This window comes from Streptomyces sp. NPDC050264 (assembly GCF_040655895.1).
In the GTDB taxonomy this organism is placed as follows: domain Bacteria; phylum Actinomycetota; class Actinomycetes; order Streptomycetales; family Streptomycetaceae; genus Streptomyces.
Genome location: NZ_JBFAKV010000027.1, coordinates 13,704 through 34,986, shown reverse-complemented (window position 1 = coordinate 34,986; position 21,283 = coordinate 13,704). Strand labels below are relative to the sequence as shown.

General features: G+C 74.6%; 4 protein-coding genes. All 4 read right to left on the bottom strand.

Annotation, left to right across the window (positions count from 1 at the left end; genetic code table 11):
• Positions 1 to 42: 42 nt before the first annotated feature.
• Genes AB0J02_RS35545 through AB0J02_RS35530 form a run of 4 tightly spaced genes read right to left on the bottom strand, consistent with a single transcriptional unit; the run spans position 43 to position 21,283 of the window.
• Positions 43 to 4,431 (bottom strand): amino acid adenylation domain-containing protein, encoded by a 4,389-nt coding sequence (locus AB0J02_RS35545; RefSeq protein ID WP_363197975.1) that lies wholly within the window; start codon positions 4,429 to 4,431, stop codon positions 43 to 45.
• On the bottom strand, positions 4,428 to 7,679 hold the full coding sequence (locus AB0J02_RS35540) for an amino acid adenylation domain-containing protein (RefSeq protein WP_363197974.1): 3,252 nt from the start codon (positions 7,677 to 7,679) through the stop codon (positions 4,428 to 4,430). The genes AB0J02_RS35545 and AB0J02_RS35540 overlap by 4 nt, the downstream gene beginning before the upstream one ends.
• Positions 7,680 to 7,685: 6 nt before the next feature.
• A complete protein-coding gene (locus tag AB0J02_RS35535; protein ID WP_363197973.1) occupies positions 7,686 to 9,245 on the bottom strand; it encodes an amino acid adenylation domain-containing protein in 1,560 nt (519 codons plus the stop codon).
• Positions 9,242 to 21,283, bottom strand: coding sequence for an amino acid adenylation domain-containing protein (locus AB0J02_RS35530; protein ID WP_363197972.1), 12,042 nt, complete (start codon positions 21,281 to 21,283; stop codon positions 9,242 to 9,244). The genes AB0J02_RS35535 and AB0J02_RS35530 overlap by 4 nt, the downstream gene beginning before the upstream one ends.

Genomic DNA, 21,283 nt, shown 5'->3' with positions numbered 1-21,283 from the left:
GCATGGCTTCCCTCGGGGTTGGTGGGAGGTGCGCCGGAGCGCTCACGCGCGGCCCGGCGCCGGCGCGGGCAGCGCGGGAACCGCCACGAAGCGGGCGGGGATCTGGTAGTCGGGCAGCGACTCGGACAGGAAGTCGACGAGTTCGTCGCCGTCCGGGACGGTGCAGCCGCTGAGCGGCACGAGGTAGGCATGGAGTTCGCCGTCGGCGTCGACGACCGCCGCCTCGGCGATCCCGTGATGGGCGGTGAGCCGGGTGCGGGTCTCCCAGGGCGCCACGCGGAACCCCGACACGGTCGGCCAGCTCCCGGTGCGGCCGAGGATCTCGAACCCGCCGTCGGTCTGCCGGGCCCGGTGGCCGGTGGGCGCGAGGTCCGCCGAGCCGCCCTGTGCGAGGTGCAGTTCGCCCAGGACTCCGGCGGGCAGCGGTTCGCCGTTGCCGTCGAGGACGGCGGCCACGACACCGGGCACGGGGTGGCCGACCGGGACGACGGCCGCGGACGGTTCCGGGGCTGCACCGTGCGGCCGGTACAGCGCGAGCGGCATGCCCGCGGCGGCGAACCCCCCGGCCAGGCGCACTCCGAGGGGTTCGCGCAGCGCGCTCGGATCCAGGTCGGCGCCGACGGCGAGGACGGCCTCGGTGCCCCGGACGAGGGCGTCGCGGTGGTGTGCGAGCAGCGCGTTGAGCGTGGTGTCGGGCAGCAGCAGCGCGGCGAACGGCTCGTGCCGTCCGGTCAGCAGCGCGGCCAGCTCCCCGGCCGAGCGCGGCGGCGCCCCAGGGACGACGAGGGTGCCGCCGCGGGCCAGGGTGGTCCACATCTGGAGCAGGAAGAGAGAGCTGTCCGCCTCGGCGCTCAGGAGCACCGGTCCGGCCCGGAACTGCAGCGCGTCGAGCGCGGCGACGGCGCCGCCGAGCGCGGCCCGGGTGACCGCCGCGCCGCCCACCAGGGCCAGTACGGTGTCGTCGCCGTCCCCTGTGCCGGGGGCGGGCGCGGGTTCGGCGCCGCGGTCGGTGAGCAGGATCTCCGTCGGCCGGGGCGCGTCCCCGGGAGTGAGTATCCGCGCCGGGGCGCCGGCACGGGCGGCGGCCAAGAGGGCGGCCACCAGGGGTGCGCCGGCCGGCAGCCGCACGGCGACGGGCCGTCCGGGCCCGGCCCCGAGCCGGGACAGCTCCCGCGCGGACCGCCCGGCGAGCGCGCCCAGCTCGGCGTAGCTGACAGTGGCGGTGCCCGCGCTCAGGGCCGGCGCGTCCGGGTGCTCGGTGAGGTGCCGCTCCACCAGGCCGAGGACGTCGGCCGCGGCCGGTCCGGCCGGACCGGCGCTCGCCGGGGCCGCGCCCGTGAGCGGGAACCGCGACACGGGCAGGTCCGGCGCGTCGAGCGCGGCGCGCAGCAGATCCCGGTAGGCGCGCACCATGCTCTCCATGGTGTCGGTGTCGAACAGATCGCTGGCGTACTCCCAGATGATCGTCAGCGCGTCGTCCTCGCTGCTGGGGCGCTTGCCCACCCGCTGCTCGGCCCGCGGGATGGCGACGATGTTCAGGTCGGCCTTGGCGGAGCCGTTGTGCTCCATCTGCACCTCCCCGCGCAACCCGGCGAAGTCGAGGTCCGGCACCGCGGAGTCGTGGAAGCTGAACATCGCGGAGAACAAGGGGTTGCGGGAGAGATCACGGGCGGGTGCCACCGCCTTGACCAGCCGCTGCAACGGCACGTCCTGCCAGGCGTATCCCTCGACCGCGGTGGAGTGGACCTGGTCCAGCAGCTGACGGAACGTCGGATCGCCGTCGAGGCGCACCCGCAGCGGGACCGTGTTGACCATCATGCCGATCAGCCGCTCCGCCTCGGCGAGACGGCGGTTGGCCACGCCCACGCCCAGCACGAAGTCCTTCTGGTCGGCGTAGCGCGCCATCAGGACCGCGAATGCGGTGAGCATTGTCGAGTAGAGGGTGACCCCGAACGCCCGGGCCCGCTCGCGCAGCCGGCGGTACTCGTCGGGGTCGAGGGTCACCCGCACGATGTCGCCGCGGAAGGTGAACTCGGGCGGGCGAGGCCGGTCGGTGGGCAGTTCCAGCGCCGGCGGCGCACCGTCCAGGACCTGCGCCCAGTGGCCGAGATAGCGGTCCATCACAGGCCCTTCCAACCACGACCGCTGCCACGCCGCGAGGTCGGCGAACTGGAAACGGGGCTCCGGGGGAGCCTCCGCGCCCTCGGCGAAGACCGCATACAGGCGCGTGAGTTCGTCCACGAACACCGCGAACGACCAGCCGTCGTGCACCAGGTGGTGTTCCATGTGGATCAGCCGGTGGACGTCCGGCGCGTCCCGCGCCACCACCCAGCGGGCCAACGGCGGCTTCTCCAGGTCGAACGGCTCGGCCTGCTCGCGCGCCGACAGCTCCTGCCACGCCCGCTCCCGGTCCGCCTCGGACAGCGCGGAGAGGTCCACCAGCGGCACCTCGATGTCGATGGCGTCCATCCCCACCGGGCACTGCACCGGCCTGCCGTCGACCTCGCGGAACCCGGTCCGCAGGATCTCGTGGCGGCGTACCAGCTCGGTCAGCGCGGCTTGGAGCGCGGTCATGTCCAGCGGCCCGCGCAGGCTGAGCGTGGCCTGCATCCGGTAGGCCTGGTTGCTCGGCGAGAGCCGCTCCAGGAACCACACCCGCTCCTGCGGGAAGGACAGCGGGATCGGCCGGGAGCGGTCGGCGTGCCGCATCGGAGGCGGGGCGGGGACGGCGGTGCCCGCGTCGAGGGGGGCGCCCGAGTCCACGAGCGCCCCGATCTGGCGCGGCGTGACCAGGCGGAACAGCTGGGAGAGCGGGATGTCCGCGCCGAGATCGGCACGGATCCGCGCGGCCAGCCGCCCCACCAGCAGGGAGTGTCCGCCGAGTTGGAAGAAATTGTCCGTGGCGCCGACCGGGGTGCCGCCGAGCAGCTGCGCCATCAGCGCCGCGACGGCCCGCTCGGTCGCGGTGACCGGTTCGTCGCCCCGGCTCACCCGCGACTTGTACGGCGACGGCAAAGCCTCACGGTCCACCTTGCCGCTCGGCGTCAGCGGCAGCGCGGACAGCGGTACCACGGTGGAGGGGACCATGTGGGCCGGGAGGGTGCGCGCGCACCACGTCCGCAGCTCGTCGGCGTCCACGGCGACGCCGGGCGCGGCCACATAAGCGACGAGGGAGGTGTCCCGGGCGACGACGACGGCGTCGGAGACGGACGGGTGCGCCCGCAGCACCTCCGCGATCTCTCCCGGCTCCACCCGGAAACCCCGGATCTTGACCTGGTGGTCGGCGCGCCCGACGTAGAGGTAACGGCCGTCGGGGAGCCGGCGCGCCAGGTCGCCGGTGCGGTAGGCACGGCCGCCCGCGACGGGAACGTAGCGCTCCGCGGTCAGGGCGGGGCGGCCGAGGTAGCCGCGCGTCACGCCGGCGCCGGAGACGACCAGTTCGCCGACCTCGCCCGGGGCGACTGGCAGCCCGTCCTCGCCCAGCAGGTCGATGTGCACACCCGGCAGCGGGCGCCCGATGTCGGGTGTCGCGGAACCGGTGACGTCTCCGGTGGTGGCGACGATGGAGATCTCCGTCGGACCGTACGCGTTGAACACCCGGCGGCCCGCACCGAAGCGGGCCACGACCTCGGCGGGCAGCGCCTCCCCGCCGCACACCAGGGTGCGCAGCGCGGGCAGTTCGGCGTCCGGCAGCGCGGCCGCGACCGACGGCGGAAGCAGCGTGAAGGTCACCTCCAGGCGGTCCATCAGCTCCACCAGGCCGGGGCCCGGCAGCACGGTCTCGGCGTCGGCCAGGACCAGCGTCGCGCCGCCGGTCAGGGCCACCCCGGTCTCCAGTACGCAGGCGTCGAAGCTGGCGGACGCGAACTGCAGGACCCGGTCACCGGGCCCCACCTCCCACGCGCCGCGCATCCCGGCGACCGTGGCGGCGACACTGCCGTGCTCGACCAGGACACCCTTGGGCCTGCCGGTGGAGCCGGACGTGTAGATGACGTAGGCGAGATCCCCCGGGCCCGCACGGTCCAGCGCACCGTCCGGGACGGGCCCGCCGGCGGCGTCCGGGTCGAGCACCCGCACGTCGTCCGGCAGCCGGGGCGCCGCCGCCCCGTCCGCGATCACCAGGCCGACCCCGGAGTCGCGCAGCATGTACTCGAGCCGGTCCTGCGGGTAGGCCGGATCCAGCGGCACCCAGGCGGCCCCGGCCCGCGCCACGGCGAGCAGCGCCGTGGGCAGCGCCGGGCCGCGGCTGACGCACACCCCGACCAGGGTTCCCGGGCCCGCGCCCGCCGCGAGCAGCCGGCGGGCCAGCGCGGCGGAGCGGTGGGCGAGGCCCTCGTAGGACAGGTCGCCGCCCTGCCACAGGAGAGCCGGGCCGTCGGGGGAGCGCCGGGCGCGCTCAAGGAACGCCTCGTACAGCAGAGGGGTCTTCATCGCGTCGTACCTCGTTCGTCGTCCGCGGGGCGGGTGGCCGAAGTGGAGGCGTCGGCGAGGTGCCCTTGCGCCTCGTCCTCCGACATCGCCTCGATCTCGGCCAGGATCAGGTCGTGGATGTACTCGGCCGTTCCGGCGACGGTCGGCCGTTCGAAGATCACGCTCAGCGGGAGCGGGACGTCGAACACCTGCCGCATCCGGTTCACGGCCCGGGTGGCGATCAGCGAGTGGCCGCCGAAGGAGAAGAAGTCGTCGAGGACGCCGATGCGCGGCACCGAGAGGACGTCGGCCCAGATGCCGGCGATGACCTCCTCGGTGTCGTCACGGGGCGCGACGTGCTCGCCGCTCTCGTGGTCCGCGGGGTCCGGGTCGGGCAGCAGCGCGGGGCTGAGCTTGCCGCTGGCGGAGCGCGGCAGCGCGGACAGCACGGTGAGCGTGGTGGGCAGCGCGTACCCGGGCAGCCGGGCCGACAGGTGCTCGCGCAGCGCACGCACGGGGACCCCGGGCCCGTCCAGGACGGCGTACGCGGCCAGCCGCAGGTCACCGGAGGCGGCGCGGCGCGTCACCACGGCGGCGTCCGCGACCCCGGGGTGCTCCCGCAGCGCGCTCTCCACCTCGCCCAGTTCGACCCGTACGCCGCGCACCTTGACCTGGCGGTCCATCCGCTCCAGGTAGGTGAACGTGCCGTCCGGGTGCATCCGGCCGCGGTCGCCGGTCCGGTACAGGCGCTCCCCGGGCCGGTAGGGGTGCGGGACGAAGGCGCCGGCGGTCTTGGCCGGGTCGCCCAGGTAGCCGCGGGCCAGGCCCGTCCCCGCGATGCACAGCTCGCCGGGGACACCGGGCGGCAGCGGGGCCAGCCGGTGGTCGAGGACCAGTACCTCGTTGTTGTCCATGGGTCGCCCCAGGCTGACCGCGTCGGCGCCACGGGTGTCCCGGGAGGTGCAGACGTGGAAGGTGGAGTCGATGGACACCTCCGTGGCACCCCAGGTGTTGTCGAGGCTGACCGCGTCGCCGAACGCGGCCCGGAAACGCTTCACGAGGGACGGCCGCAGGGCTTCCCCGCTGGACAGCACGCTGCGCAGCGTCGAGCGCAGCGCGGCGGTGTCGCCGGGGGTGAGTTCCTCCAGGAAGAGGTCGAGGACGCTGGGCACGAACTGGACGTGGACGGCCCGGTGGCGCACGACCGCGTCGACCAGGGCACGCGGATCGCGGTGCAGGCCGGGCGCCAGCAGCGCCACCGTGCCCCCGGTGATCAGCGGCCAGAGGAGCTCCACCGCGGCGTCGTCGAAGGGCAGGGTCGTCTTGTGCAGGACCATCTCGCCGGGCCGTAGCCCGTGCCTGCGCTGCATCCACGCCATGCGGTTGACCCAGCCGCGGTGGGTGCAGGCCACCCCCTTGGGCCGGCCGGTGGAGCCGGAGGTGTAGTACACCGCGCACAGGTGATCGGGACGGACGGTCACGGACGGGGGCGCCGCCCGCTCCAGCGGGTCCACGGCGAGCGGCACGGCGCCCGCGGCGGCGACCGTCGCGGCGTGGCCGGCGTCGCCCGACGTGAGGCAGACCGGGGCGCCCGCGTCCGTGAGCAGGGTGGCGACCCGGGCAGGGGGTGTGGCGGTCTCGATGGGCAGGTAGGCGCCGCCCGCCTTGAGGATGCCGAGCAGGGCGGTGACCATCGCCGGCGACCGGTCGATCAGCAGGCCCACCGGGACATCCGGTGCCACGCCGTGGCCGATCAGCCGCCGGGCGACGGCGTTGGCCGCCGCCTCCAGCTCCGCGTAGCTCGTCGTACCGCCGTCGGCGTCGACCAGGGCGGGCGCGTCGGGTTGGGCGGCCGCCCGGCGGGACACCAGGCCGTGCAGGGTGTCCGCGGGGACGTCCACGGTCGGACGCGAGACCAGGGCGAGCAGCGCCACCCGCTCCGGCGCGGACACCAGGGGGATGTCGTCGAGGAGGGTGTCGGGATGCTCGGCGACGTGCCGCAGCAGCCGCTCCAGCCAGTTCCCGAGCCGCTCGACCGTGGAGTCGTCGTACAGGTCGACGTCCCAGTTCACGCCGCACCACACTCCGGCGTCTCCCTGCTCGAAGCTCACGCACAGGTCGTACTTCGCGCCGTGGTAGGGCATCGGCAGTTCGGTCACGGTCAGTTCCGGCAGTCGCGGTGTACGGCGGCGGCCGGTGCGGAAGTTGACCAGGATCTGGAACAGCGGGGTGCGGGACGGGTCCCGCTCGGGGGCCGCCTCCTCCACGAGCCGGTCGAAAGGCACGCCGGCGTGCTCGAACGCGTCGAGCGACACGTCCCGGAACTCTTCGACGAACCGGCGGAACGTCAGCCGCGGACCCGGCCGGCCGCGCAGCGGCAGCATGTTGATGAGCAGCCCCATCAGCCGCTCGGTCGCCGGGTCCTCGCGCCGCGCATAGGTGGTGCCGGTGGTGACGTCCTGCCGCCCGGTGTAGCGGTACAGCACGGTCTGCACGGCGGCGGTCAGCAGCATCGCGGGCGTGGCGCCCGCCGCACGGGCCAGACCGGCCAGCTGCCCCGCCACCTCCGGCGGCAGCACGAACGCGGTACGGGTCGCCCCCCGGCCCGCTCGTACGGCAGGCCGGGGCCGGTCCACGGGCAGCTCGAACGCGGTGAGATCGGCCAGCGCCTCCCGCCAGTGGCCCAGGCTTTCGGCAGCCGCCTCGGCCGCGGCACCGTCCAGGCGCGCCGCCACGGCACGGTAGGGCTCCTCGGGCGCGGGAACGGGGGAGGGGGCCCCGTCGGTGAACGCCGCGTAGTCCGCCGCCAGTTCGTCGAAGAGGAGAGCGCAGGACCAGTCGTCCGCGGCGACGTGGTGCACGGTGAGGACGAGGGTGTGCTCACGCTCGCCGTGCCGGATCAGCAGGGCCCGCAGGGGCAGTTCGCAGGCCAGGTCCAGCGGCGTCGCCGCCTCGGCCGTCAGCGCGGCCTCCAGCGCGGAGGCGTCCGCCGCCGCTGTCTCCCGCAACCGAAACTCTTCCGGCGGACGGACCACGCCCACCGGCCCCGCCTCCCGCGCCACCACCCCGGTGCGCAGCACCTCGTGCCGGGTCACCAGAGCGAGCAGCGCACGGCGCAGCGCGTCCCGGTCGAGGGGGCCCGCGAAGTGCAGGCGCAGCGGGATGAGGTAGTCGGAGGAGGAACTGCTCAACTGGTCGACGAACCAGGTCCGTTCCTGGTCGCGGCTGAGGGGCACGTGGACCCCGGTACGGCCGGGGGTGACAGACATGGGTGATCAGATCCTCTCGGGCAGGGCGGCCGGGGTGGCGGGGAAGGGCTGAACGTCCAGCACGGCGAGGCTGCCGCGTCCCCAGACCGGCTCGGGCAGCCGGCGCCGGTCCTCCTTTCCGTTGGCGTCCAGGGGCAGCGCGTCCAGCGCCACGTACTCGGAGGGCAGCATGTGCCGCGGCAGCCGCGCGGCGAGGTGGCGGTGTACGTCTGCCGCGTGCAGCGGGCCTGCCGCACACGGGACGACGTAGGCGACGACGCGCCGGTCGCCCGGGGGCGCGGTGCGCGCGGTGACCAGACAGGTACGCACCCCGGGCGCCTCACAGAGCGCCGCCTCGATCTCGCCGGGCTCGATCCGAAATCCGCGGATCTTCACCTGGTGGTCGGCCCGGCCCATGAACTCCACGGTGCCGTCCGGGCGGCGGCGGGCCAGATCACCGCTGCGGTAGTACCGCCCGCCCGTCTCCGGATCGATGCCGAAGCGCTCCGCGGTCAGCCCGGGGCGGTCGTGGTAGCCGCGGGAGACGGTCTCGCCCGCGATCCACAGCTCGCCGGTCTCACCCGCGGGCAGGGGCCGGCCGCGTCCGTCCATGACGCGCAGGCGCGTGCCCGGAATCGCGGTGCCCAGCGGCAGTGGCGACTCGACCTCGCCGGGAGCGGTCAGCAGCCGGCGGCAGACCGCCACCGTGGTCTCGGTCGGCCCGTAGATGTGGGCCACGGTCAGGCCGGGGTTGGCGGCCAGCACGCGCCGCACCCGGGGCGGGGACACCACGTCCCCGCCGGTGATCACTGTGTGCAGCGGGGCCAGCGCCTGCGGGAGGTCGTCGGCGACCCGGTGGAAGAGACCCGACGACAGCCACAGGTCGGTGACCCCCTCCAGGGCCAGCACCTCGCCCAGTTCGGCGGGCGTCAGCAGGGGGTCGGGCGGGAAGGCCAGACAGGCACCCCGCAGCAGCACCCCCCAGATCTCCAGGACCGACGCGTCGAACGAGAAGGAACTGCTCTGGAGCATGGTGCGGCCCGGCCCGAGCGCCGCGAAGTCCTGCCGCAGCGCGAACGCGGTGACGTTGCGCTGCTCCACCAGGACCGCCTTGGGCAGCCCCGTCGAACCAGAGGTGTACATGGCGTACGCCAGATCACTCTCCGCACTCCCGCTCGCCGCCACCTCGGGAACAGGACCGCCGGCGTCCGTCGCGTCCGGGTCGAGGACCACGCAGTCCGCGAGGGCCGCGGGCAGCTCTCCGTCGCCACCGGCGCAGATCAGGACCCGGATGCCGCTGTCGCGCCGCATGTGCGCCAGCCGCTCCTCGGGGTAGGCCAGATCCATCGGCACGTAGGCGCAGCCCGCACGGAGCACCGCCAGCGCCGCGACCACGAACCCGGGGGACGCCGCGGCGGCCACCCCGACCAGCTCCCGCGGCCGTACGCCGAGCCGCCGCAGGCTCCCGGCCAGCCGCGTCGCCGACCGGTCCAGTTCGCCGTAGGTCAGCCGGTTGCCGGGCGCGCGCAGCGCCACGGCGTCCGGTGTGCGCGCCGCCCACCGGCGGAACGCGGCATCGATCGTCACCACCGTGCGTCCTCCAGTCCGACTCCGAGGTCGTGGAGCAGTTCGCGCAGGAAGTCCTCACCGGCGTCGGAGTTCGCGGTGACGACCAGGCCCAGACCGCGGTCCGGGTCGGCCCAGGTCAGGGCGCGGAACCCGGGGACACCCCCGGTGTGGCCGAACCACCTGCGCCCGCCGTACGCCTTGCCGGCCGTGCCGAGACCGCCCGGGGTACCGGGATGGGTGCGCAGCATCTCGGCCGCCGCGTCGGCGCCGAGGATCAGCGCGGCACCGCCGCTGGCGGCCCGCTGGATCTCCATGGCGACCCGGGCCAGGTCCCGGGGGGTGGACCACAGCCCGCCCGCGGCCGACTCCGGGTACAGGTGCCAGCCCTCCGGGTACGGCGCGCCCTTCGCGTCGTGGTTGCGGGCGAGCGTGGTGCCCGGGAGGTCCGGTACACGCGGCGCGAAATCGCTGTCCCGCATGCCCAGCGGGTCCAGGACCAGCCTGCGCATCAATGGCGCGAACTCCTGCCCCGTCACATCCTGGAGCACCTGCTGCACCACCGTGTAGTTGCTGCTGGAGTACAGGTAGGGCGAGCCGGGCGGGCCCACGGGCCGCACCGGCGGGGTGAGCGCCGGGGGAGCACCTGCGAGGACCTGCGCCGCCGTCGGCATCGTCAGCCCCGCGCGGTAGCCGTCGTAGGACTGAGCGCCCAGCCCCGCGGTGTGGGTCAGCAGATGGCGCAGGGTGACCCCGTCGCCCGGAAGGCGCCAGCCGGTCAGCAGCCGGTTGACGTCCGTGTCGAGGTCGAGGCGCCCCTCCTGGGCCAGCACCAGCACCCCGAGGGCGGTCACGTGCTTACTGATCGAGCCGACCTGGAAGACGGTCCGCTCGTCGACCTCGGCCGGGTCGTCGGAGCCGAGAGTGCCGAAGCCCCAGGCGCCGTGCAGCTCGCCGTCGGCGATCACCGCGATCCCCACGCCCGGCACCCGGTGCCGCAGCATGGGCAGCCGCGGCGCCGGAGAACCGGCGAACAGCCGCCGCACGAACGGCTCGGCAGGCTTTCGCGCCGCCTCCGGCGGCGTACCGCGCAGCTCGGTGAGGTGGCGCAGGTGCTGCTCGGCCAGGTCGCGGACCGCGCCGTGGTCGAAACTGTCCTGCGCGTAGCGCCATTGGAGATGCAGTTCACCGTCGAGGACGGCGGCCTCGACCTCTACCGGGTGCGAGCGGCGCTGCCCGGGATCGACGGGTTCGCCGAGCGTCCGCGGCAAGGGCCGCAGCAGGGCGCCCTGGGCCGAGGCGGTGCCGCCGCGGCCGTGGTAGTTGAACGACAGCTGCGCCGGCGGGACCGCCCGGTCGTCACCGCGCAGCCACCGTACGAGCCCGTGCCCGATGCCGCGCCCCGCCGGGGTGCGGGTGTGCTCGGCGACCAGGTCGATCCAGGCATCCGGGTCGTCCGCGCCGGGACGGGTGAGTAACAGCGGCTGCACACTCGTGAACCACCCGACGGTACGGGTCAGGTCGACGTCGTCGAACAGCGGCTCACGGCCGTGCCGTTCCACGTCGATCGCCACCGTGTCGCCGCCCGTGGCCTCGGCGAGCGTGCGGGCCAGCGCCGCCAGCATCAGGTGCTCCAGCTCCGCCCCGCGCCGCGCGGCGGCCTGGCGCAGCAGGGCCGCTGTCGGCCCGGCCGCCAGCACGGCCTTCACCACCCCGGCCCGGCCCTCGGTCCCGGCGCCGCTCTCCCGGCCGGCCGGCAGGGACGCGGCGGCGGGACGCGGCAACGCCCAGTAAGCGGCCTCGGCGGCGAACTCGGCGCTGTGTGCGTACTCGTGCAGCCGCCGCGCCCAGTGCTGCACGGACGTCGTCTTCGCGGGCAGTTCACCCCCGCCGCACAGGGTGGTGAGGTCTTCCACGAGGATGTGCCAGGACACGGTGTCGACAGCCACGTGGTGCACCACCAACAGCAGTTCGCCGGTGTGCCGGAGCAGCACGGCGCGCAGCAGCGGCCCCTCGGCCAGGTCCAGTCCGGCGTGCGCGGCCTCCACCGCGGCCTCGGCCTGCGCCGGTGTGCCGACGACCGTGAGCGGGTCGCCGCTGTCGCCGCCCAGGGGAGCCAGGTGCTGCCGCTGACCGCCACCGTCGCCGTGCCAGCGCAGCCGCAGCGCGTCGTGATGACGTGTCAGGGTCCGCAGCGCCGCCCGCAGGGTGTCGGCGTCGACGCCGGGGGAGACCTCCAGGAGCCGGCTCTGGTTGAAGCGGTCACGGGGGCCCAGCGCCGCGTACTGGTGCTGGATCGGGCCCAGCGGCACCTCACCGGTGACCGCGCTCTGCTCGGCGTGGACGGCCGTTGCACGTCCGAGGAGTGCCGCCTCGTCACAGGCCGCGGCGAGCGCGGCGACCGTCGGGTGCTCGAAGACCATCCGGGGTGTCAGCGACAGGCCCGCTTCCCGCGCCTTGGCGACGGTGTGGATCAGCAGGATGGAGTCTCCGCCCAGCGCACGGAAGTTGTCGTGGACGCCCACCCGCGGCAGCCCGAGGACCTGACACCACACAGCCGCCAGTACTTCCTCGGTCGGGGTCCCGGGGGGGACCTCCGATTCCGGGTCCGTCTCCCGCACAGCCGGGTCCGGATCGGGCAGCGCGGCCCGCTCGACCTTGCCGTTGGCGTTCAGCGGCAAGGACTCCAGGGAGACCAGGAACCGGGGCACCATGACCTCGGGCAGCTCGGCGCGCAGCGCGGCGAGCGTACGGTCCCGCTCGCCGGCCCCGACGGTGTAGGCCACGAGCGCCCGCACCCCGGCCACGGTCCGCACGTCGGCGACCGCGTCCCGGACGCCGGGTGTCCGGCGCAACGCGTCCTCGACCTCCCCCAGTTCCACGCGTACGCCACCCAGCTTGACCTGGTGGTCCACGCGTCCGACGAACTCCAGGACGCCGTCGGCCCGCCTGCGCCCCAGGTCGCCGGTGCGGTACAACCGGGCACCGGGCGGCCCGAAGGGATCGGGCACGAACCGCTCGGCCGTCAGCGCCGGCCGCCCGAAGTAGCCGCGGGCGAGCCCGGGACCGCCGATGTAGAGCTCCCCGGTGGCACCGGTCGGCAGGGGGACCATCGCCCCGTCGAGCACGTGGACGGTGTTGTTGTCCAGCGGCAGCCCCAGCGCGACCGCGCCGGTGTCGGCGAGCGCGTCCTCCGCGGTGCACACCCGGAAGGTGGAGTCGATGGACACCTCGGTGGCGCCCCACGTGTTGTCGAGGCTGACCCGCTCCCCGAAGGACTCGCGGAACCGGCGCACCAGCGCGGGCCGCAACGCCTCACCGCTGGTGAGCACGGACCGCAGCCGCGACATCGACCGGACCCGCTCGGGGGTGAGGATGTCCAGGAACACCTCCAGCACGCTGGGCACGAACTGCACGTGCACCACCCCGTGCGCCGCGACGGCCTCGACCATCGCGTGCGCGTCGCGGTGCGCACCCGGCGGCAGCAGGACGACCTCGCCCCCACAGATCAGCGGCCAGAGGAGCTCCACCGCCGCATCGTCGAAACTGAGCGTCGTCTTGTGCAGGACGCCCTCACCGGGCCGCAGTCCGTGCCTGCGCTGCATCCACGCCATCCGGTTGACCCACCCCGCGTGGTGCGACGCCACCGCTTTGGGCGCGCCGGTGGAACCCGAGGTGTAGTACAGCGAGCACAGGTCGGCGGGCAGCGCGCTCGGCCGGGGGCCCGGACCGGGCCCGTCCGGGAAGGCGCAGGGGTCGTCCAGCGCGAGGACGCTCACCCCGGCGGCCTGAGGCAGCGCGGCCCGCAGCCGGGACTGGGTGAGGACCACCCGTGCGCCCGAGTCGGCGAGCATGTACGCCTGGCGGCGCGCGGGATGGTCGGGGTCGACGGGGACGAACGCGGCCCCCGCCTTCAGGATGCCCAGGAGCCCCACGACGTGCTCGAAGGAACGCTCCGTGCACAGGGCCACCAGGTCGCCGGGGAGCACGCCTTCACGGTGCAGGCCCGCGGCCACCCGGTCGGCGCGCGCCCCGAGTTCGGCGTAGGTCCAGGTATCGGTGCCCAGCCGGACCGCGACGGCGCCCGGGGTGGCGGCGACCTGGTCCCCGACGAGGGAGTGCAGGGTGCGGTCGGCCGGGAACGCGACAGCGGTGTCGTTCCAGCCGTGCACGACCAGCTCCCGCTCCTCGGCCGACAGCATGGGCACCTCGCCGACCGCCGCGTGGTCACCGGCCAGCCCCTCCAGCAGCCGCACGAACTGCGCGAGCAGCCGGTCCGCGGTGACCTGGTCGTAATCGGACTTCTCGCAGCTGAGGCTGAAGGTCAGGCGGTCGGTGCTGGTGGCTTCCAGGACCAGGGGATAGCCGGTGTCGCGGGCCTCGCCCTCGGCGACCGGCACGACCCCCGCGGGCAGAGCGCCGGTGCCGGTGTCGGTGAACACCAGCAGGCTGTCGAACAGCCGCCGTCCGGGCGCCACCTGGCTGGCCCGCTGCACCGTCGGCAGCGCGACATGCGCGCGTCCCGCCACCTGCGTGACCCGCCGCTGGACGTCGCGCAACAGCTCGGTGAGCGGGGCGCCGGGGTCCACCTCGACCCGCAGCGGCAGGGTGTTCATCAGCAGGCCCACCATCCGCTCGATGCCCTCGACCTCACCGAAGCGGCCCGAGACGGTCGTACCGAAGACGACGTCCCGCTCGCCACTGGTGCGGCTCAGGAGAAGCGACCACGCGGCGTGGACGAGGGTGCCCACGGTGACGTGGTGGCGCCTGCCCGCCTGCTCCAGGGCGTCGTGCAGAGCAGCCGGCAGGGTCCGCCGGGCCAGCCACACACCGTCGTCCGCCCCGGTGGGACGGCTGCCCGGCAGCGGCGTCGGGCGGGTGAAGCCCGCCAGGCAGGAGCGCCAGTACGCCTCCTCGCGCCGGACCTCCTCGGGCGTGCTGTGCTCGGCGAGCCTCCGCAGGAACTCCCGGTAGGGCGGCGGGTCGGCGAGCACGGGCAGCCGGCCGCTCTCCCGCCGGCCGCGGTACAGGGCGAACGCCTCGCTCAGCAGCGCGTGCAGGCTCCAGCCGTCGAACACGACATGATGGGTCGTCCACACGAAGCGGTGCCGGTCGGCGCCGGTACGGATCAGCAGGAACCGGGCGGGCGGCGCGGCGCCGAGGTCGAAGACGGTCCGCTCCTCCGCCGCGACGAGCGCCGCGAGCCGCTCCGCGCGCGGGCCCGCGCCCGGACCCGTCACGTCGGCGTGCCGGAAGCGCGGCGGCGCGGCGCGCCGGACGACCTGCACGGGGCGGGGCAGATGCGCCCAGTGGAACGTGGACCGCAGGATCGCGTGGCGCTCGATCAGGCGCGCCCACGCCTCCTCGAAGGCGGCCGGGTCGAAGTCGCCCTCGATGTCGACGGCGAAGACCCGCACGTAGTCGCCCGTCTCCGCCAGCGTGTCCAGGAACAGCCCGGTCTGCAGCGGCGACAGCGGCAGGACGTCCTCGACCTCATCGCGGCCCACGACGTCGAGCAGCCCGTCCAGGACGTCGTCGTCCAGCCCGGTGAACCGCGCCGGTCCGCTCTCCGCGGGAACCCGCCGCGGCGCCGTGGCACCGAGGCGGGCGAGCGCCTCCACCGTGGGGTGCGCGAAGATCTGCCGGGTGGCGACGCCTAGCCCCGCCTCCCGGGCGAGCGCCGAGACCGTCACCGCCTTCAGGGAGTTGCCGCCCAGCGCGAAGAAGTCGTCCGCCACGCCGATGTCGGCGGTGCCCAGGACCCGGGCCCAGATGTCCGCCAGGGCCCGCTCCGCCGGGGAGCGGGGAGCGGTTCGCGCGGACGGGTCCGGCGCGGGCACCTCGGGGACGGACAGGGCCGTGCGGTCCACCTTGCCCGCAGGGTTCAGGGGCATTCGGTCCAGCACGACGAGCCGGTCGGGCACCATCGCCCGGGCCACCTCGCCCCGCAGAAAGGCCCGTATTCCGGCCGGGTCCGGCCCGTCGCCGACGACATGGCCGACCAGGAACGCCTCGCCCGCCGTGTCCCGGTGGACGGTGACGGCGGCCAGGCGCACGTCCGGGTGACGGGCCAACGCCTCCTCGACCTCGCCGAGTTCGATGCGGTGGCCGCGGACCTTGACCTGGTGGTCGTCGCGGCCGCGGAAGCGGATACGGCCGTCGGCGCCCCGTGCCGCCAGGTCGCCGGTGCGGTACAGGCGCGCTCCGGGGCCGCCGAACGGGTCGGGCAGGAACTGCCGCGCCGTCAGCCCGGGCCGCCCCAGATAGCCGCGCGCGACCCCGGCACCACCGAGGTACAACTCGCCCGGCACGCCCACCGGTACCGGCCGCAGGGCCTCGTCCAGAACGTGGGCGGAGGTGTTCGGCAGCGGCAGCCCGATCGTCACCTCCGACGGCTCCGGGCCGACCTCGTCCCAGGTGGACCAGACGGTGGCCTCGGTCGGGCCGTAGACGTTGACCAGTCGCGGCAACCGGGTCCGCAGTTCGCCCGCCAGGGCCGGCGGCAGCGCCTCACCACCGGTGAGGCCGACGGCGACCCCGTCCGCGGCACCGAAGCCCGCGGCCAGCAGCAGCCGCCACCCGGACGGAGTGGCCTGCACGTGGGTGACCCGGTGGGCGCGGATCAGGTCGCGCTGGGCAGCGGCGTCCCAGCGCCCCTCCTCCGGCACCACCACGACCCGCCCACCCGTCGTCAGCGGCACGAACATCTCCACCGCGGAGATGTCGAAGGACAGCGCGGTCAGTCCCAGCCACGTCTGGGGTTCGCGGGACCGCAGTACGTGCGTCATGGCTGCGGTCAGATGGGCCAGCGACCCGTGGGTGACCTCCACGCCCTTGGGGCGGCCGGTGGATCCGGAGGTGTACAGCACGTAGGCCACGTCGTCCGGCCCGCACGGACCAGCCGCGGTCGGCGTCGTCTCCCCGGCGCCCGGCGGGCCCGCGGGCCCGTCACCGACACGTAGCACGGCCACTCCGGGCGGTACGGACGCCTGATCCAACTCGCCGGACGACAGCAGCACCCGCACCCCGGAGTCCGACAGTACGTAGGCCGTGCGCGCGTCCGGGTACTCCGGGTCCAGCGGGACATAGGCGCCCCCGGCCCGCCACACCGCGAGCACCGCGGCGACCATGGCCGCCGAACGGTCCAGGCGCAGGCCCACCCGGTCCCCGGGCCGCACACCTGCGGCCCGCAGTCGCGCCGCCAACTCGGTTGTCCGGCTGTCCAGTTCCGTGTAAGACCACTCTTCGCCGCCGTACACGAGTGCCGGGGCGTTCGGGGTGCGCGCCCGCTGCTCCCCGATCATCGCGGGCACGGTCGTGGCGGCCGGGAAGGCCCGCGCGGTGTCGTTCCAGCGGCGTACGAGCGTGTCGCGCTCGGCGTCCGGGAGGATGTCGAGGTCCCCGACCCGCGCTCCCGGCCGCTCCACGAATGCGCCGAGAAGCCGGCCGAACGACGCGAGGAGTCGCTCGGCGTCAGCGGCCCCGACGCGCGTGTCGTCATGGATGAGCTGGAGGACGGTGTCCGAGGCGGACAGCCGGACGTTCAGCATCAGCGGATAGCCGCTGCTCTGGTGCACCGGGCCCATGCGCACGGACAGGCCGCCGAGATCCGCCCGCGGGGCCACCGCCAGGTTCTGCAGGACCAGAATGCTGTCGAAGAGCCGCTTGTCGCCCGGGACGTCCGACCAGTCGTGTATGTCGACCAGCGACGTGTGCTCGACGTCCCGCAGCCCCGCGAACTGTCCGGACAGCCGGCCCAGCCAGGCATCGAGCCGGTCCTCGTTCTCCCAGCGCACCCGCACCGGAAGGGTGTTGGAGAGCAGGCCGACGACCTGCTCGACCTGCGGCAGATCGACCGAGCGCCCCGAAACGGTCAGCCCGAACACGACGTCACGGCTGCGGCTCCAGCGACCCAGCAACAGCGCCCAGGCGGCCTGGAACACGGTGCCCACCGTGCACCCGCGCTTCCGGGCGAGCCGGGCCAGCGCGGCGGTCGACGCGGAGTCCAGAGCGAGTTCGACCGTACGGGCGGCCCCGGCGGGCGACCCCTGAGGCGCCGGCCGCACCACCGGGATCGAGGTCGGCTGGGTGAAACCGGCGAGCGCGTCCCGCCAGTACCGCTCGACGGCCCGCGGATCCTGCCCCGCCAGCCACTCCACGTAGGTGCGGTGGGAGACCGGGGCGGGCAGCTCGGGCGCGGGGCGCCCCGGGTGGCGGCGCGCCGTGAGGGTGGCGAAGACCTCGTTCAGCAGCGGGCCCACGCTCCAGCCGTCGGCGAGGATGTGATGGCTGTGCCATATCAGGAGGTGGCGGCCGGGCGCGGTGCGCACGAGGTGGAAGCGGTGCGGCGGCACCCGGAACAGGTCGAATCCGGCGGCCCGCTCCCCGGCGAGCAGCGCCTCCACACGGCCGGGGAGTTCACCGGCCGGGGTGTCCGTCCAGTCGAGGACGGTGAAGTCGGGCCGCGCAGTGCGGTGCACGACCTGGAGCGGACGCTCCAGACCGTCCCAGCGGAACGAGCAGCGCAGCGCGTCGTGCCGCTCCAGCACGTGCGTCCACGCCGCGACGATCCCCTCCTGGTCGAGGTCGCCGTCGATCTCCCAGCGGTACTGGTTGAAGTAGGAGTCGGCGCCGTCGTCGTGCAGGCTGTGGAACAGCATGCCCGTCTGCAGCGGGGTGCACGGGTAGATGTCCTGGATGTCGGCGACGTCCTCGGCGGACAGCCCGGACAGGACGCGGTCCAGGCCCTGCCGGTCGAGACCGGCGAGCGGGAAGTCCCCGGGGCCCGGGCCACCCCTCGCCGCTCCCTCGCCCGACGGCACGGCCACGGCCGCCAGTTCGGACAGCGTCTGGTGTGCGAAGACCTGGCGCGCGGTGAACACGTACCCCGCCTCCCGGGCACGGGAGACCAGGAACACGGCGGTGACCGAGTCGCCGCCCAGGGTGAAGAAGTTGTCCTGCGCTGCGACCGAGGACACGCCGAGCAGTTCGCTCCAGACGCCCGCCAGCACCTGCTCGGCCCCCTCGGCGGGCGGCGTGCGCTCCGCGGGAGCGGCGGCGCGGGGCGCGGGCAGCCGGCGCCGGTCCACCTTGCCGTTCGTGGACAGCGGCAGGCGCTCCATCCGCACGAAGACGGCCGGGACCATGGCAGCGGGCAACGCGGCCGCCAGGTGGCGCCGCAGCGCCTCCTCCTGCGCCTCCCCGACGACGTAGGCCACGAGCCGGGCCCCGTCCTGTGGGCGGTCGACCACGGCCACGGCGTGCGACACACCCGGGTGCGCGGCCAACCGCGCCTCGATCTCCCCGAGTTCGATGCGGTGACCGCGGATCTTCACCTGATGGTCGTTGCGGCCTAGAAAGCGGATGCGGCCGTTCGGTCGCCGCGAGGCGAGGTCACCGGTGCGGTACAGCCGTGATCCCGGCGGCCCGTACGGATCGGGCACGAAGGTGCTCGCCGTCAGCTCCGCCCGCCCGTGGTAGCCGCGGCCCACCCCGGGCCCCGCGATGTACAGCTCACCCGGGACCCCGACCGGCACCGGACGCATCGCGGCGTCCAGCACGTGCACGGCGACCCGGTCGAGCCCCGTGCCGAGGGTGATGTCCACGGCCGGGTCCGTGACGTCGTCGTAGGTCGCCCACACCGTGCACTCGGTCGGCCCGTAGCAGTTCACCACCCGGGCGGACACCAGCCGCAGCTCCGCGGCGAGCGCGGGCGCCAGCGCCTCCCCGCCGGTGAGGGCGAGCGCAAGCCGTGGCAGCCGCGCTCCCGCGGTGAGCAGCACCCGCCAGCCCGAGGGGGTCGCCTGCACATGGGTGACGCCGTGCTCCCGGGCCGTCGCGACAGCGGCGCCGCCGTCCTGCGCGGCCCCTTCCGGAGCGAGCACCACCCGGCCGCCGGTGATCAGCGGCAGGACCATCTCCACCAGCGAGATGTCGAACCCGATGCCGGTGAGGCCCAGCCACACGTCGTCCGGGCCGGCGTCCAGCCGCAGCGCCGTCCCGGCGAGGAAGTTGACGAGTCCCCGGTGCTCGATCGCCACCGCCTTCGGACGGCCGGTGGAGCCTGAGGTGAACATCAGATAGGCGAGATCGCCGGCCAGCGGCACCGGCCCTGCGGTCCCGCGCACGGCGTCCCCGGTGCCGGCGTGCAGCACCGGCACCCCGGCGAACGGCTCGTGCCGCCCCGGTTCAGCCACGACCAGCGCGGCCTGCGCGTCCTCGGCCATGGCCCGCAGCCGCTCGCCGGGCTGGTCCAACGGCAGCGGGAGGAACGCGCAGGACGCCTTCCACACCCCCAGCACCGTGGCCACCAGCTGCTCCGACCGGGGCAGATGGATCCCGACCAGCGCGCCGGCCCCCGGCACCGCCGCACGGATCCGCGCGGCCACACGGTCCGACAGCTCGTCCAGCTCCCGGTACGTGAGACAGGTGGCGCCCGACACGACCGCAGGGGCGTCCGGCGTGGCGGCCACCACGGTGGCGAAGAGGTCCAGCACGGTGCCCTCCGGCACCGGCGTGCCCGAACCGCGGGCGCCTTCCACGACGCGGGCGCTGTCGGCGGCCGAGAGCAGCCCGACCTCGCCCACGGTGGTGCCGGGCTCGGCGACCGCGCGGGAGACCACCTCGACCAGCACGTCGAGCATCCGCTCGACCGTCGCCGGCTCGAACAGCGTGCTCTCACCCACCAGATCGAGCCGGACGCCCTCCTCCAGGTTCGCCCCGATCAGCGACAGGTCCACCTTCGCGGACGCCGTGCCGACGGGCACCCGCTCGACCGTGACACCGGGCAGCTCCCACACGTGTTCACGCGCTTCGATGCACTGGTACATCACCTGGGAGAGCGGGTTACGGGAGGCGTCCCGGGGCTGCCCGGAGTCCGCGACCAACTGCTCGAAGGTGACGTCCTGGTGCTCCAGCGCCCCGAGGACCACCGAGTTCATCCGCCGCACCAGCGCACCGAACGCGGGGTCGTCGCTGACATCCACGGCCAGCGGCAGCGTGTTCGCCAACATGCCCACCAGCGGTTCGGTTTCGGCGACCACCCGTCCGGAGACGGGCGTGAGCACCGAGAAACGGTCCTGTCCGCCGCTCCAGCGGTGCAGGTACCCGGCGAACATCGCGAGCAGGGCCGTGTAGAGGGTGACGTTGTGCCGTCGGGCGAAGTCCCGCAGCGCGGAACTTAGTTCGGGTGACAACAGCCGCCGGGCCTGGTGCCCCCAGAAAGACGGCTCCGGGGGACGCACATGGTCGGCGGGCAGCTCCAGGACGGGAGGCACACCGTCAAGTGCCGAGCGCCAGTAGGCACGTTGCCGGGTGAGCAGGTCGCCGCCCAGCCGCGCCGCCTGCCAGTCCGCGTAGTCGGCGTACGACACGGGAAGCGCCGGCAACTCTGCCGAGAGGTCGTCCGCCCCGCGGGCGCCCGCCGCGTACAGGACACCGAACTCGCGGGCCAGTACCCCGCAGGACCACTCGTCGGCGACGCAGTGGTGCAGGTTCAGCACCAGGACGTGGGTGGAGTCGTCGCAGACGGCCAGCACAGCCCGGAACACGGGACCGCGCTCCAGGTCGAAGGGCTGCTTGATCTCCTCCTCGGCGAGCCGGACCGCCGCCGCCGACCGCGCCACCGGCGGCAGGTGTGACAGGTCGACGGTGCGCAGCGGGGCCGGCCCGACAGGTGCCGGGACCTGCCGGGGCGGGCTCTCGTCCCGGAACACCATGCGCAGCGTCTCGTGCCGTGCCACCAGAGCGTCCAGGGCGCGGCGGACAGCACCCCGGTCCAGCGGGCCGCTCAGGCGCAGCACCCGGTGGACACTGAACGTGGAGTTGTCGGACAGCAACCGGTCCGCGACCCACAGATTGTGCTGGACGGGCGCCAGCGCGGCGCTCCCCGTACCGGAACGGCGCGGCACCGTAAGCGCGGCGCCCGTGGACGCAGCCGCGGTCCGCGCCCCGCCGAGCAGCCGCCGCCTCAGCAACTCGCGCTTGTGTGCGCTCAGTTCACTCTTCTTCGCTGCCATCGGCTCCGCCGCTCCGGCCGCTTCTCCGCTCCGCGTCGTCAT